Annotated in this window: 11 protein-coding genes, 3 tRNA genes and 2 other annotated features; all 14 genes read right to left on the minus strand. The window is 31.2% G+C overall.

Translation table 11 applies throughout. The features are described 5' to 3' along the window. Positions 1-481: 481 nt before the first annotated feature. Positions 482-1,867 carry a UDP-N-acetylmuramoyl-L-alanine--D-glutamate ligase gene (gene murD, locus I6U48_RS26155; protein WP_218323448.1) on the minus strand — a complete coding sequence of 462 codons (1,386 nt, stop codon included), beginning with the start codon at positions 1,865-1,867 and terminating at the stop codon, positions 482-484. Positions 1,868-2,370: 503 nt separating this feature from the next. Continuing rightward, on the minus strand, positions 2,371-3,762 hold the full coding sequence (locus I6U48_RS26160; RefSeq protein ID WP_218323449.1) for a glycine--tRNA ligase: 1,392 nt from the start codon (positions 3,760-3,762) through the stop codon (positions 2,371-2,373). Positions 3,763-3,845: 83 nt separating this feature from the next. Further along, positions 3,846-4,011: a binding site (T-box leader), on the minus strand. Between the two features lie 33 nt (positions 4,012-4,044). Then, positions 4,045-4,210 (minus strand) — a binding site (T-box leader). A 126-nt stretch (positions 4,211-4,336) separates the two neighbouring features. Further along, positions 4,337-4,411: transfer RNA gene (locus I6U48_RS26165), tRNA-Asn, on the minus strand. A gap of 144 nt (positions 4,412-4,555) precedes the next feature. After that, positions 4,556-6,064: a lysine--tRNA ligase gene (lysS, locus tag I6U48_RS26170; protein WP_218323457.1), complete on the minus strand. Its 1,509-nt coding sequence runs from the start codon at positions 6,062-6,064 to the stop codon at positions 4,556-4,558. A gap of 31 nt (positions 6,065-6,095) precedes the next feature. Beyond that, positions 6,096-6,572, minus strand: coding sequence for a transcription elongation factor GreA (greA, locus tag I6U48_RS26175; RefSeq protein ID WP_218323459.1), 477 nt, complete (start codon positions 6,570-6,572; stop codon positions 6,096-6,098). Positions 6,573-6,835: 263 nt separating this feature from the next. Next, the gene (gene dusB, locus I6U48_RS26180) at positions 6,836-7,819 is read right to left on the minus strand and encodes a tRNA dihydrouridine synthase DusB (protein WP_218323461.1); all 984 of its coding nucleotides are present in this window, start codon (positions 7,817-7,819) and stop codon (positions 6,836-6,838) included. A gap of 8 nt (positions 7,820-7,827) precedes the next feature. Beyond that, entirely contained in the window at positions 7,828-8,607 is a 780-nt protein-coding gene (locus I6U48_RS26185; RefSeq protein WP_218323462.1) for a type III pantothenate kinase, read from the minus strand. A 163-nt stretch (positions 8,608-8,770) separates the two neighbouring features. Further along, positions 8,771-9,157 carry a thioesterase family protein gene (locus I6U48_RS26190; protein WP_218323464.1) on the minus strand — a complete coding sequence of 129 codons (387 nt, stop codon included), beginning with the start codon at positions 9,155-9,157 and terminating at the stop codon, positions 8,771-8,773. A 123-nt stretch (positions 9,158-9,280) separates the two neighbouring features. Continuing rightward, positions 9,281-11,083 carry an ATP-dependent zinc metalloprotease FtsH gene (gene ftsH / locus I6U48_RS26195; protein ID WP_218323466.1) on the minus strand — a complete coding sequence of 601 codons (1,803 nt, stop codon included), beginning with the start codon at positions 11,081-11,083 and terminating at the stop codon, positions 9,281-9,283. 81 nt (positions 11,084-11,164) lie between these two features. After that, a complete protein-coding gene (gene hpt, locus I6U48_RS26200; protein ID WP_218323467.1) occupies positions 11,165-11,710 on the minus strand; it encodes a hypoxanthine phosphoribosyltransferase in 546 nt (181 codons plus the stop codon). Beyond that, on the minus strand, positions 11,711-13,099 hold the full coding sequence (tilS, locus tag I6U48_RS26205) for a tRNA lysidine(34) synthetase TilS (protein WP_218323468.1): 1,389 nt from the start codon (positions 13,097-13,099) through the stop codon (positions 11,711-11,713). Positions 13,100-13,279: 180 nt separating this feature from the next. Next, positions 13,280-15,667 (minus strand): stage II sporulation protein E, encoded by a 2,388-nt coding sequence (gene spoIIE / locus I6U48_RS26210; RefSeq protein WP_218323469.1) that lies wholly within the window; start codon positions 15,665-15,667, stop codon positions 13,280-13,282. 306 nt (positions 15,668-15,973) lie between these two features. Further along, a tRNA-Met gene (locus tag I6U48_RS26215) sits at positions 15,974-16,050 on the minus strand. 12 nt (positions 16,051-16,062) lie between these two features. Further along, positions 16,063-16,138 (minus strand) — tRNA-Met (locus I6U48_RS26220). Positions 16,139-16,161 lie beyond the last annotated feature (23 nt).

Here is a 16,161-nt window from a genome sequence, read left to right on the forward strand (position 1 = left end):
AAGAATTGCTGGTTTACTTTACTTAATAAAAGCTATTTAAGCTTTTAACCTCTGTTTAATTTTCAAGGATCATCGCCACTCTATCCAAGCGACTATCATAGTTTATCATCTCATTTTCTAGTTGTCAAGACTTTTTTTAAAAATCTTTTCAACTTCCTCTTGAAACATAATTAGCAACTATTTAAACATTAAATTTGTATAATGTTTTGTGCTATTAATTTTTCTTGAGAACCGCCGCATCACTAAGCGACATGTGTTATCTTATCATAATTTTGCTATCAGAAACTGAATTCAAAATTGGTTATATGGATTTATTCCTACATTTCTTTATAATTCTTGACTTTACTACATTTTTTTCATGCAGATACACCTGGGACAGTTAACATTACTTTTCTAGCTTTTATTCAAATTCTCTCTAGAAAACAGAACGGGATATAAGTTTCAAATACTAAAATATTTGCAACTTATATCCCGCTCCATATTAGCCTCTACCTAAGCTATTGACTATTTCTTTAAATTTATTTCCCCTTATTTCAAAATTAGGAAACAGATCAAAACTAGCACAAGCTGGAGAAAGTGTAACTATATCTCCTGATATTGCAATTTTTTGTGCTCTATATACAGCATCCTCAAAACTATTCTCTATTATTATAGGTAATTCTCTATTTTTACTAGCCATTACCTTATCAAAAGCGTCTTTTATTTTGTACTTTGTAGCGCCTACTAATATTAGAACTTTAATTTTTGAGTATCCCTCTTCTGCTAAAGGTTCAAAAGGTATTTTTTTATCATATCCCCCCGCAATTAAAATTACTGGTTTTTCGAAAGCTTTGAGTCCTGCTAATGTTCTACTTGGACTTGATGCTATAGAATCATTATAGTATTTTACACCGTCTAATTCTCTTATAAACTCACATCTATGTTCTACTCCGGAAAATGTAGTAGCTACTTTTCTCATACTCTCTATGCTAACATCTCCATTTACAGCACTAAATGCTGCAAGTAAATTTTCTACATTATGCATACCTTTTAATTTAATTTCACCTAAAGAACATACTATTTCACCATCTATATAAAGCTTATTATCCTTAAAGCATGCACCTTGTTCCACGTATTCTTTTATAGTAAATTGAATTAAATTTCCTTTAGCCTCATCAACCATGGAATTAGTTAATTCATTGTCTTTATTTAGTACAAGTAAATCCATACTTTCTTGATACTTAAAAATATTCTTTTTTGAATCAATATACTCGTCCATATCCTTATGCATATCTAAATGATTTGGACTAAGATTAGTTACGACAGCTACCTCTGGTGAAACATTCATAGTCATAAGCTGAAAACTAGATAACTCCAACACTACTCTATCTGTAAGATTCATTTCTTCTATTTTGCTAAATAACGGAGTACCTATATTTCCACCCACCCATGTTTTATATCCATGTCCTTTTAAAATATTATAAATTAAGGTGGTAGTTGTAGTTTTTCCATCACTTCCTGTTATCCCATAAATCTTTGCTGGACAATACCTTACAAACTCCTCCATTTCTGAGGTTATATATGCACCTTCGCTTTTAGCTTTGACTAATGCTGGGCTATCTATTCTCATAGAAGGTGTCTTAAATACTACATCGAATCCTAGTAATCTATCTAAATATTTTTCTCCTAAAACCAACTCAACTTCTTTTTTTCTAAGTTCATTTGCAATTTCTCCAAGCTCTTCTTCATCTTTCTTATCAAAAGCGCTAACTTTTGCCCCTAACTTAAGTAAAAAGTCTATTAATGGTCTATTGCTTACTCCAATACCTACTACTGCAGTTTTTTTCCCTTTTATAAAACTTTTAAAATCATTAAAGTCTTTTTTCATCAAAAACCCTCCACTCTAAAGCGACTATTTAATAAAGTTTAATACTTATTCTATTCCTATAAACATTCTTTTACATTTAATTATATCACTATTAATATCTATTTGAATTACTTTATCATTATCTTTTTTCCAGTTTATAATCAAAGTTAATACCCTAATTTAGAATACTTATATTCTTTAATTTTTTACATACTACACTTAACTTAATATATTATTTTTAGTCGAAATTGTAAGAATATATTTAATTTAAAGACTTTATTGTTGAGTATTGTGATTTATTGTCTTTATATGTTATACTTAGCTTGTGCCGTAAGGAAACATTAATATAATTCCCCAAGTTTTAATTAAACATATAACATATCCCCATGATTAAACCCTATTTTGCCAGGTATGATACCTGGCTTATTTTTTTTATTTATTTTCAAATTAATATATAAACAAAATAGAGGATTATATACTACACATCACTATTTAAGTTATGCAGCATATAACCCTTTATATCTTTAGAATTCTAATTTTCCTTTTATAAAGTCTTTTATTTCATCGATTTTTATTCTAAACTGTTGCATAGTATCTCTATCTCTTATAGTAACAGTATCATCTTCTAAAGTATCAAAGTCTATTGTTATACAATAAGGAGTTCCAGCCTCATCTTGTCTTCTATATCTCTTTCCTATACTTCCAGCTTCGTCATAGTCTACATTAAATTCTTTTTGTAATCTACTATATAATTCTAGTGACTTTTCAGAAAGCTTTTTAGTCAAAGGAAGTATAGCTGCTTTATATGGTGCAATAGCTGGATGTAAATGTAACACATTTCTTACATCTCCATCTTCTAATTCTTCTTCATCATATGCATCTACTAGGAACGCTAATACAACTCTATCTGCACCTACTGAAGGTTCAATACAATATGGTATATATCTTTCATTAGTAACAGGATCAAGATAAGACATATCCTTGCCTGAATGTTCCTGATGCTGTTTTAAATCATAATCCGTTCTATCTGCTATACCCCAAAGCTCTCCCCATCCAAATGGGAACTTATACTCAATATCAGAAGTCGCATTACTATAATGTGACAATTCTTCTTTTTCATGATCTCTAAATCTTATGCTCTCTTCTTTAATTCCAAGCTTTAAAAGGAATTGCCAACAATATTCTTTCCAATAACTATGCCATTCTAAATCCGTACCTGGCTTGCAGAAGAACTCTAACTCCATTTGTTCGAATTCTCTTGTTCTAAAAGTAAAATTACCTGGAGTTATTTCATTTCTAAAAGATTTACCTATTTGTCCTATACCAAAAGGAACCTTTTTTCTTGAAGTTCTTTGCACATTTTTAAAGTTGACAAATATCCCTTGAGCAGTTTCTGGTCTTAAATATATTTCTGATTTAGAGTCTTCTGTTACTCCTTGAAAAGTCTTAAACATTAAATTAAACTTTCTTATATCGGTAAAGTTCTTCTTTCCACAACTAGGACATTCTATATTATTTTCATCTATATATGCCTTTAGTTTTTCATTGCTCCATCCATCGGCACTAGCTTTTTCTACACCTTGAGCTGTCAAATGTTCTTCAACTAATTTATCTGCTCTAAACCTAGCCTTACATTCTTTACAATCCATAAGAGGATCTGAAAAGTTTCCAACGTGACCTGAAGCAACCCATACTTCACTGTTCATTAAAATTGCAGCATCAATTCCTACATTATACTCACTCTCATGAATAAACTTTTGCCACCAAGCCCTCTTAACGTTATTTTTCAGTTCTACGCCTAAAGGACCATAATCCCAAGTATTTGCAAGACCTCCGTATATTTCTGATCCTGAGTAAACATAACCCCTATTTTTAGCTAATGCTACTACCTTATCCATAGTCTTTTCAACTTTCATAAATACTACCTCCTGAAATTAATTTGATAAAACATTAATAAACTTTAACTAAATAATATTAATAAAAAAAAGACCTATCACCACAAAGGGACGAAAATTATTCCGCGGTTCCACCCTTCTTGGCATATGCCCTGCTTTTCATTTTCCTGCTCATAAGCTCCCTTCACAATAAACCCTTAGTTGCTTTCACCATACACAACCTCTCTTTTAAGTTTATTTATTATTACTTTTCTTAGTCATAGCAAGATATTTATTTTTATAATAAAAAAAGACCTATTACCACAAAGGGACGAAAATTACTTTCCGCGGTTCCACCCTTTTTGGCATACGCCCTACTCTTAATTTATCGCTCAAAAGTTCCCTTCATAATAAATCCTTAGTTGCTCGCACCATGCACAACCTCTCTTTTAAGACATTTACTATTACTCTTCTTTATCATAGCGAATATTATATTAACAATGATATAGCAATATACTAAGATAGTCAATATAAAATATAAATTTTTCTATGTACATTTATATTATACTCATTTATTACTGCGAGTATACATTTTTGACCTTCAAAAAATAAAAAATGGCTCCGTGGAGAGGATTCGAACCTCCAACCCTTCGGTTAACAGCCGAATGCTCCACCATTGAGCTACCACGGAACAACTTACATTTATTATTATATCAACTTTTCAAAAAAAATCAATAGTTCTTTTCACTTTTTTATGTTTTTTTATTTATTTTTATCATTTATTCAAATAAATCGACAACATGTTAACATGTTGTCGACTTCATTATAAAATTATTTACTGTTGTGTTGGTTTCATTGTTGGGAATAATATAACATCTCTTATAGAAGATGAATCTGTTAAGAACATTATAAGTCTGTCTATTCCTATTCCTAAACCGCCTGTTGGAGGCATACCTATTTCTAAAGCATTTATGAAATCATCATCCATCATATATGCTTCATCGTCTCCAAGTTCTCTTTCTTTTAACTGCTGTAAAAATCTATCTTTTTGAACTATAGGATCGTTAAGCTCTGAGTATGCATTACATATCTCTCTACCATATACAAATCCTTCAAATCTTTCAGTAAAAGCTTCATTTCCTCTCTTCTTCTTTGTTAGAGGGGAATTTTCAACTGGATAATCACAAATGAAAGTAGGCTGCATTAACTTATCTTCGCAAAACTCTTCAAATAATCCGATAAGTACATCTCCCTTTGAACAATCTTTTAATTCTTTCTTAAATTCCACGTGTTTTTCCTTTGCAATTGCTCTAGCTTCATCATCATCTTTTATAGCATTAAAATCTACTCCTGCATACTCTTTAACTGCATCTACCATAGTTAATCTTCTCCATGGTGGTGTGAAATCTATTTCTGTACCCTCGTAAGTAACCTTAGTAGTACCTAGAACCTTTTCACACACGTATGCTACCATATTTTCAGTTAATTCCATCATATCATTATAATCAGCAAAAGCTTCATATAATTCTATTGCTGTAAATTCTGGATTGTGTCTTACATCTATACCTTCATTTCTAAAGTTTTTACCCATTTCATATACTTTTTCGAAACCACCTACTATAAGTCTCTTTAAATAAAGCTCTGTAGCTATTCTAAGATACATATCTATATCCAAAGCATTATGGTGTGTAACAAAAGGCTTTGCTGCAGCTCCCCCAGCTATTGGAGAAAGGATTGGTGTATCTACTTCTAAAAATCCTTTATTATCTAAAAACTCTCTTATAGCTTTTATAATACCAGTTCTTTTCATAAATGTATCTCTTACATCTTGGTTAATTATCAAATCAACATATCTTTGTCTATATCTTAAATCTGGGTCCTTTAATCCATGCCACTTTTCCGGAAGTGGTTTTAATGATTTTGAAATAAGTTGAAAATCTCTTATATGAAGAGATACTTCTCCTGTTTTAGTTTTGAACACAGTTCCTGTTATAGATACAAAATCACCTATGTCAAAAGTCTTATATTCTTTAAGCTTTACTTCACCTACATCGTCTATTTTTATGTATAACTGAATTTTTCCATATCTATCGTGAATATCGGAAAATCCAGCTTTTCCATGTACTCTCTTTGACATAAGTCTTCCTACTGCAGTAACATCTTTTCCTTCAAGCGAATCATAATTGTCTTTTATTTCTTTTGATGTATGAGTTCTTTCTACTTTATAAACATCAAACGGATCTCTTCCTTCACTCTGAAGATTTGATAACTTTTGTCTTCTTTCTTTAATCAACGCATTAAAATCTTCTTCCAACTTTTTTAAATTCTTTTCATCATTAGCCATTAATAAACCCTCCAATATTTTCTTATGTCACTTATCGCCTTATATTAAGTATTTCATACTTACTTACTCCATCCGGAATTTGTATTTCTACAATATCTCCAACTTTCTTTCCTACAAGACCACTTCCAACTGGAGATTCATTAGATATTTTATTATTTAACGGATCAGCTTCTGCAGATCCTACAATAGTATACTCTACTTCTTCATCAAATTCATAGTCCTTAACCTTTACAATAGATCCTATACTAACTATATCAGTTGGAATTTCACTTTCATCCACTATAGTAGCATTTTTAAGCATATTTTCAAGTTGAGCTATCCTACCTTCTACAAATGCTTGTTCATTTTTAGCTTCATCATACTCAGCATTTTCGCTTAAATCGCCAAAAGAAAGTGCAACTTTTATTTTTTCTGTTATTTCTTTTCTTTTAACTGTCTTCAAATACTCTAATTCATCTTCTAACTTTTTTACACCCTCATAAGTCATTACATATTTTTTTTCGCTCATTTTCCTCTCCCCTTTTGACATTTTGCTAAAATTTCCTATATGAATATTGTTACTCTTTTATCTATAATGACATAACCTTATTAATCATTTAAGTAATTATAAATCAGCATTATACTAATGTCAACATTTTCAAATTTCAAAATAAGATTTTAATTTTCTAGTAATCATAATGTCAGAACTTCATTATTTTATAATATGATATTCCCTTAAAATTACTTACGCTATTATCTTATTCGCATATATAATAAAAAATTACAATACTTTTACCTATAATATTGTTCACCTAGTAATTGTTTTTTATAGTTTATTAAAATATTTATTGCTATCTCACTACTTTTCTCATAATTTACTTTGTCTTTTATTTCTTTATTACCTTCCATACCTTTTATATACCACCCAATATGCTTTCTCATTTCTCTTACTGCCTTATCTTCACTGTTATAATAAATTGCTCTTCTATAATGCTCTATACACATATCTATCTTTTCTTCAGTAGTAGGATAAACTATATCTTTACCATTTAGTTTATTCTTTATTTGACTAAATATCCAAGGGTTTCCCATGGAACCTCTACCTATCATTATTCCATCGCATTTAGTTTCTTCAAAAAGCTTTAATGCATCTTCTGAAGACACCACATCTCCATTTCCTATAACAGGAATTCTTACAACTTCTTTAACTTGTCTTATTACATCCCAGTCAGCCTTACCTTCGTACATTTGTTCTCTAGTTCTACCATGAACAGTTATGGCATCTACGCCAGCTTGTTCTAATCTCTTTGCAAATTCAACTGCATTGATATTATTAGAATCAAATCCCTTTCTAAACTTTACTGTTACAGGTTTTAGCGAAGCTTTTTTTACTTCTTTTACTATCTCTTCTGCTAATTCAGGTTGCTTCATAAGCGCTGAACCCTCACCATTTTTGACTATCTTTGGCGCTGGACATCCCATATTAATATCTATAATACAAATATTATCATTACTATTAAAAGAATCACAAGATTTTGCCATTACATAAGGATCGCTACCAAATATTTGCACAGCAACTGGTGATTCCTCCTCTGAAATTTCCAACAGAGACTGTGTATTACTACTTCCATGAAACAAAGCTTTGGAACTTACCATTTCAGTATATACAAGACCACAGCCCACTCCTTTACATAGTCCTCTAAATGCTATATCTGTAACACCTGCCATAGGAGCTAAAAATACATTATTATCAAACTCTAAATTTTTTATTTTCATCTTAGCACCTATTCTTTATTCTTTTCATAGATAATTCTTAACCCTTTTAATGTTAAAGTCGAGTCTATTATGTCAATAAATTTAGATTCTTCACTAATAAGTTTTGCTAATCCTCCAGTAGCAATAACATAAGGTTCAGCTTCCCCAAGTTGTGTCATTTCTTTTTTCATTTTATCAACTATATAATCTACTTGACCTATATAGCCATAAACTATCCCAGCTTGCATGCTTGTCACTGTATTTTTGCCAATAACTTTAGCAGGCTTTATAAGCTCTATTCTTGGAAGTTTAGACGCTCTTTCAAATAATGCTTCTGAAGATATCCTAATACCAGGACATATAGTCCCTCCTAGATAGTCACCCCTCGCTGTTACTGCACAAAATGTTGTAGCTGTACCGAAATCTATTATAATAAGAGATCTGTCATAAATCTCATGGGCAGCAACTGCATTAACTATTCTATCTGCTCCTACTTCCTTAGGGTTGTCGTATTTTACATTTATTCCAGTTTTCACACCTGGACCTACTACAATCGGTATTATTTCGAAATATTTTACAATCATATGTTCCAATGAATACATAATATTAGGAACAACTGATGAAATTATTACCCCTTCTACATCTGCTGGGTCAAGCTTGCCTTGTAAAAACAATTGTGTTACTTGAATACCATACTCATCTGCTGTTCTTTGAAAATCTGTAGACAATCTCCAATTAGCAATAAGCTCCTCATTTTTATAAATTCCAAGAACTATATTGGTATTTCCTACATCTAAAACTAAAATCATCTAGTGCACCACCTTTCTAACAACTGATATATTTTAACGTTAAACATAATTAAAGAGCAGCTTTCGAGCTGCCCTATAGTATACCCATTTTATTGTCAGTTTAATAATTTAATTTTAACAATTAAATCGCATTTGTCAAGAAAAAAGGTTATATACTTTGCATCTATAGCTGCACCCTTTTCATAAAATCCTCACTATTTACTATATATCTTGCATGAGTTCCTTCTCCAATTTTTCCGGCTTCATCCCATGCTTGAACATTAAAGAAAAGCCTTTTACCTTCGACTTTTGTTAAAAGAGCTTCACATCTTATTTTCATACCAACAACTGAAGCTTTCAGGTGTTTTACGTTAACCTCTATTCCTACAGTTGTGTATCCATACGGTAAATGTAGGTCCACGCAACTTTTGGATGTATTTTCCATAAGAGCTATCATCATTGGCGTTGAAAATACATCCAAATTACCTGACCCCAACTTACGAGCCGTATCATTTTCAGTTACACAGGTCTCTATTGTAGATGTTATTCCCTCTTTAACATTAAACTCCATAACAATCATCTCATTTCATTAAAATTTATTTTAAAATTAGACATACATTTTGATTATATCATTATTATTCAAGTTTTAATATATACTTTTTATAAAAAAGATAGAGGTTAGAAACCTCTATCTTTATGCGTTATTGAATATCTCTTCAAACTCAACTGCCTCAAGCTTTTCCTTTTCTAGTAAAGCTTTAGCAACAGCATGAAGTTTTGATATATTTTCACTTAAAAGTTTTTCAGCCTTTCCATAGCCCTCATCAATCAATTTTTTAATTTCCTTATCTATTTCAAAAGCTACTTCCTCACTGAAATTTCTTCCTTTTCCTAAATCTCTTCCTAAGAAGACTTCATCATGTCCAGAACCGAAAGCTATAGGTCCTAAATCACTCATACCATAGTCCATAACCATTTTTTTGGATATTGTTGTTGCTCTGTCTATATCATTCTTGGCTCCAGTACTTATATCACCTATTATAAGCTTTTCTGCAACTCTTCCTCCAAGAAGACCTACAATTTCATCTTGAAGCTTTGTCTTAGACATATAAGCAGTATCCTTTTCTGGAAGATGCATTGTATATCCACCAGCCATACCTCTTGGTATTATGCTTATCTGATGAACTGGATCTGCTGTAGGTAATAATTTCATTACCACCGCATGCCCTGCTTCATGGTAAGCAGTTAGTCTTCTATCCTCTTCTGCAATGACACGGCTTTTCTTTTCCGGGCCTGCGATAACTCTCGTTACGGCTTCCTCAAGTTCATCCATTTCTATTACATTTTTATTCTTTCTTACAGCTAAAAGAGCAGATTCATTCATAAGATTTTCTAAATCGGCTCCAGTAAAACCCGGAGTTCTTTTTGCAAGCACATCTAGCTTAACTTCATCAGATAAAGGCTTACTTTTTGAATGTACTTTAAGTATCTCTTCTCTGCCTTTGACGTCTGGAGCTCCAACTAATATCTGCCTGTCAAATCTTCCTGGTCTTAAAAGCGCAGGGTCTAGTATATCTGGTCTATTAGTTGCTGCTATCATTATTATTCCTTCATTTGCACCAAATCCATCCATCTCAACAAGTAATTGGTTTAATGTTTGTTCTCTTTCATCATGTCCGCCACCAAGTCCAGCTCCTCTTTGTCTTCCCACTGCATCTATTTCATCTATAAATATAATACATGGAGAATTTTTCTTTGCTTGATCAAACAAATCTCTGACTCTTGAAGCTCCGACTCCTACAAACATTTCAACAAAATCTGAACCTGATATGCTAAAGAATGGTACTCCTGCTTCTCCAGCTATAGCCTTTGCGAGTAAAGTCTTTCCTGTACCTGGAGGTCCAACAAGCAATACTCCTTTAGGTATTCTTGCACCCATTTCTATATATCTTTTAGGTTGCTTTAAAAAGTCAACTATTTCTGCTAATTCAGCTTTCTCTTCGTCTGCACCCGCAACATCGTCAAATGTTACTTTCTTCTTATCTGGAGTAGCCATTTTAGCCCGACTTTTTCCAAAATTCATAACATTACGGTTTCCTCCACCGCCTTGAGATTGCTGCATGAACATAAACCAAAATGCCACAAGCATTAATATTAAAAGTACAGTAGGTAAATATTGCACCCACATAGGTACTGTTGCTGGCTTAACATAAACCTCTTTTACATCACCGTCTTTAGGGTGATCTCCTATAAACTGGAACAATCTTTCTGATGGAACTACGGTTTCATATTGTTGGCCATCTTTTAACGTACCCACTACTGTCATCTTATCTTCTTTTACTTCAAAACTAGTTACTTTATTTTCTAACCAATATTTTTGAAATTCATTAAAATTTATGGCTGTTGAATTTTCATTTGTTCTTACAAGCATTAATGCTGCAAGAATTACTAATACAAATACTATAACCCAGGCCGTTGCACTTGAAAATTTTTTCATTCTAGGCCCCCCTCTCTTTCTAGTTTTATATTGTAAAATTGTATCATAAGGAAAATTTCATTACAATAAATTTGGTACAATTTATTGATAAATATCTTCTTTTAGTATGCCAATATAAGGTAGGTTTCTATACTTTTCTGCATAATCAAGTCCATAACCTACCAAAAAATAATCTGGCACGACAAATCCAACGTAACTAGTATTGATCTCAACCAATCTTCTTTCAGGTTTATTTAAAAGACATGCTATTTTGAGACTAGCTGGCTTTCTACCCTTTAAATATTCTATTAGATATGCTAACGTAGTACCGGAATCTATTATATCCTCTACAATTAATACATGCTTATTTTCTATTTCAAAATCTAAGTCCTTTAAAATTCTTACTATACCTGACGTTTTACTTGAATTACCATAACTTGACACTGCCATAAAATCCATGGTACATGGTATCGTTATTTCTTTTAACAAGTCCGCCATAAATGGTACTGACCCTTTTAATATTCCAACTAACATTAAATCTTTTCCTTCATAGTCCCGACTTATCTGCTTACCTATCTCTTTTATTTTGGATTTAAGCTGCTCTTCATTAAGCAATATCTCTTTTATGTCTTGCTCCATGCAATTCATCTAAGCTTCCTCACTTTCAATTATTATTTTTAAAATTCTTTTTGTATTTTTATCAACTTTAAAAAGCTCACTTATTCTATAGTTCACTATCCATGCAATTTCATCATTAAAACATATAAGCGGAATTTCATCTCTTTCATCCCTAGGTATCTTTAAGTCTATAAATAAATCTTTTAATTTCTTGCTTCCTCTCATCCCTAGTGGTGTAAAACGATCTCCGTCTTTTCTATATCTTATCGATATATCTCCTTTAATTTTATCATAATCAAAATATTTGATAAAAGTTTCTCTTTCAGAAACAGCATCGATCGAATTGTTAGTTAACTCAAGTGTAACTTTTAAGTTAACATCCTTTAATTCATTTAATCCGTTATTTAATATGTATTTGCTGTAAGTTTCATCTGGATTATCTTTTTGTTTTTTGCATATAACTATGTTTCCATAATTATTCTTAACACAAACCTTATTAGGAAGCATAAGCATCTTTCCTGTAGAATGTCTCTGAATATCTAAAACATCATAAATATGAATTCTTTCAAAATTATACAAGTTACTAGATACATCGTAGAGCGCTAGTCTTATAATTCGTGCGATAATAGCTTCGTTTTCTAAAAATGCTTCCTTAGATATTATAACCTTTTCTTTATTGATATCACAATATTTTTTATATTTTTCTTTTGCAATATCTTCTAGATAATCATTATCAACTTTTATAACGTTTGATAATCTGTTTAAAACCTCTATTATGTTTTCATTAAAATTTTTTTTCATGTATGGTATAAGCTGAACTCTTATTTTGTTCCTTGCATATATTGGTTCCAAGTTTGTTTTATCTATCCTAGGATTAAGATTATTGTTCGAGCAGTATTTTTCTATATCTTCTCTTATGCATCTTATTAAAGGCCTCACAAATATATTATCTCTAACAGGCCTTATTCCAATTAGACCTTCCATACCAGTACCTCTCATTATTCTCATAAGAACAGTTTCAGCCTGATCATTAGCATTATGAGCTATGGCTATTTTTTGAGCTTTAAACTCTTTTTTTAAATCATAAAAAAACTCATATCGCGCTTCTCTACCAGCAGTTTCTGAGGACATCTTTCTTGTCTCAGCCATTTGGTTTATATCTACTCTTTTGCTTCTAAATTCTATATTTAAATTCTCACAAAATCTTTTAACATATAGCTCATCCTCATTTGCCTCTTCCCCTCTTAAACAGTGATTGACATGCGCTGCATACAATGTTATTTGCAATTCATCTTTTAAAGCATATAGTATATGTAAAAGACATATTGAATCGGGTCCCCCCGATACTGCTACTATTACTTTATCCCCTTTACTGAACATGTTATTTGTTCTTATAGTCTTTAGCACAGATTCTATCAAAGTTAACACTTCCTAAAATTAGTTTTATTTTCAAAATTGCATATTAATTATATCATAAATAGATATTAATGTAGAGTTTCAAACCTAGAATAATCTACTTACTATTATGATTGCATTAAAAACAAAAATTAAATACGCATTTTTATATGCGTATTTAATTTTATATTATTTCTTTTCAAATTAATATAAATTATATACTTTCTGAACAATAACTGTCATATCATCCTTTACTTTTCCTCCACTCAATTCTTTAGCTTTATCTATAATATTTTGACACAATTCTTTTGGATTAGTATTTGTTGAGCTTTTTAAGAATTCTATAATCCATTCAATTTTACCTGCTGCTTCATTCTCATAATCTAATATTCCATCGCTTATCATAACTATGATATCACCACTCTTAAGTTTCTTTTTAGTTATATCTATATCCGGTTTATCTAAGACCCCTATAGGCAAAGTTTTCGAGTTTATTACTTCAATCTCATCTCCTCTTTTTATAAAGCTTGCAACTGCCCCTATTTTCATAAAATCTATTTCTCCTTCATATAAATCCATACTGCTTAGATCTAATGTCGAAAACTTTTCAGCTTCAGAAAACTTAATAGTCATAATAGAATTTATTGTATTTATTGCAGTAAGTTTATTAAAGCCTGCCTTTGCAAATCTTTCTATTAATTCTACTGCTGCACTACTTTCTTTACTAGCTTGAGGTCCTGATCCCATTCCATCACTTATTACAGTCATATATGTTCCATCTGGAAGCTTTTCTAGACTATAAGTATCTCCATTACAAGTCTCACCGTTTTTACATTCTGTAGCAACATATGCTGCCACATGATATCTTGGGGTTTCCTCAAAAGTAACATTACATCCGTTCATTAGCTTGTTTATGTTACATCCTTCATCACTCACGCACATACACTTTCCAGTAACGCTATTCAACAGTGGCAAAACTTTCTTTATGCATAGTTGTTCACCTCCACAAGCCTCCATAGATAACTTAACAACAAGTCTATTATTTTTATCATTAAAACAAAATATATCTCTATAATATATATTATTTTTATTTAACACTTTTCTTACATTATTTTCAATTTCCGTATTAAAATTTATGCTGTCATTAAATTCTTTTACAATTTCACTTACAGAGTCGGCCATATTTTCTATTTGATCTGCTAAAAATCCTCTACATTCACTTAGCCTATTTCTCCACATTTCATTAATAATATAATTATTGACAATCTCTTCAGTGTTTTTTGTAAGAACTGATCTTTTAGCACATTTTCTTTCTAATTCAGTTGGCATCTCCTTCTTTTTCTCTTGATAATTTTGAATAAGTTCACCAAACGCATTATAGGTATAAAACGTTTCTCTCTTCCAACACATAGATTTCATAGTGCATGTTGAGCAAACTCTATCAGCTAAATTTTCTATCAACGCACTACTTTTAGTTTTCATTTCAAGTTTTTCGTTATCTGCTAACTTTTCTAATACTCTTGACATATTAGAAAGCACCTCTGAAAAACTATTGACTTTCTCTATTAAAATGCCTTTGATTTTTTCAAAAGAATTTCCTTTAAGATGCTCCTCCTTCTTTTGCCAGTCTAATTCCAATTCTAAATTTTTGTAAATTTTCTGTGGTATTGCAAAAAAAATCACACAACTTGCTATTGATTCTACAATCTTGAATTGTACTCCTATATCAGAATACATTTTTAATACAGAAAAAGACACTATATAAGCCACTCCACTCATCCATTTTCCAGTTTCTCGAAATACTCCAGATATTAAGCCACATAAACCATATACACCTATAGATACTATCATGTCATTGGATGTGACTCCTATTATAGTTCCAATTGCTACACCAACTGCCGCTCCTGCAGAACTTCCCTTTACATACCCTAGGATTAATACAAAAGTTAATGCTATAACATTTCTTATAGATATACCATGTATGCTTGTCCCCCAAGTTCCCGCTACAGCAAGAGATGCAGTTACTGCCATACTTATTATCTCTTCATTGGTATATAAATGCCTAGTTTTTATTTCTCTGAAGCATATTATTGAATAATTAATAATAAAATATAATGGAAAGATACATGTAATTTCAAAAAATGAGGTTAAAAAAGCTACTGATAAACTTAATTTAACTAATAATAGTTTATAAAGAGAAAATTCCAAAAAAATAACCAAGAATATTAGTAATAATCTTCTTCTTTCCTCTATATTTTTTAATATATAGTTTAAAGCCAAAAGAGTTGCTGTTACTATGAAATATACCGGTAAATCTTTAACATTATTATATAAAGATACATAACCTAAAAAAGTCCCTATGCCAGATACTAATGATATCTTGCTATCTTCACAAACTATAATTGCTATTAAGTAGGCTATTCCAAATGGTGCCATAAGGTTTACCATAAGCACCCTACTTATTAAAAACGCAACTGTAAAATAGCTAATAATTCTAAATAAATTTGATAGATTTTCAAGCTTTTGTTTTTTTACATCACTTTTTATTTTTTTAATTCTTTGATATGGAAAAACCTCCACTCCATATTGCATCATATAACACCCACCTTATTTAATTACTTTCTATATTATAGCAAAGCCATTTGGAAATAAATGTCATAAACTAAGGTGAGGTTATATTTTTTTTAGGACATATATTTCTAAGTTTTTTTTTTCATATTTCATTTAGACAATTAAACTAAAAAAAACTATTTTCTATGAAATCAAATGTCATATATTTGAGCGATCTTTTAAAATTCAACATGTTTGTATCTAAATCCCATGATAAATATAAATATTTCAATTTTGTAACACATATCAAAAAATAGAAGAAACCTGTGATTTACTCACAGGTTTCTTTGGTAGCGGAAATAGGACTTGAACCTACGACACTTCGGGTATGAACCGAATGCTCTAGCCAGCTGAGCTATTCCGCCATATTATTTTTTTGGTTGCGGAGGTAGGACTTGAACCTACGACCTTCGGGTTATGAGCCCGACGAGCTACCAGCTGCTCCACCCCGCGACATTTTATTGGTGCTGAAGACC

This window comes from Clostridium thailandense (assembly GCF_019207025.1).
In the GTDB taxonomy this organism is placed as follows: Bacteria; Bacillota; Clostridia; order Clostridiales; family Clostridiaceae; genus Clostridium_AM; species Clostridium_AM thailandense.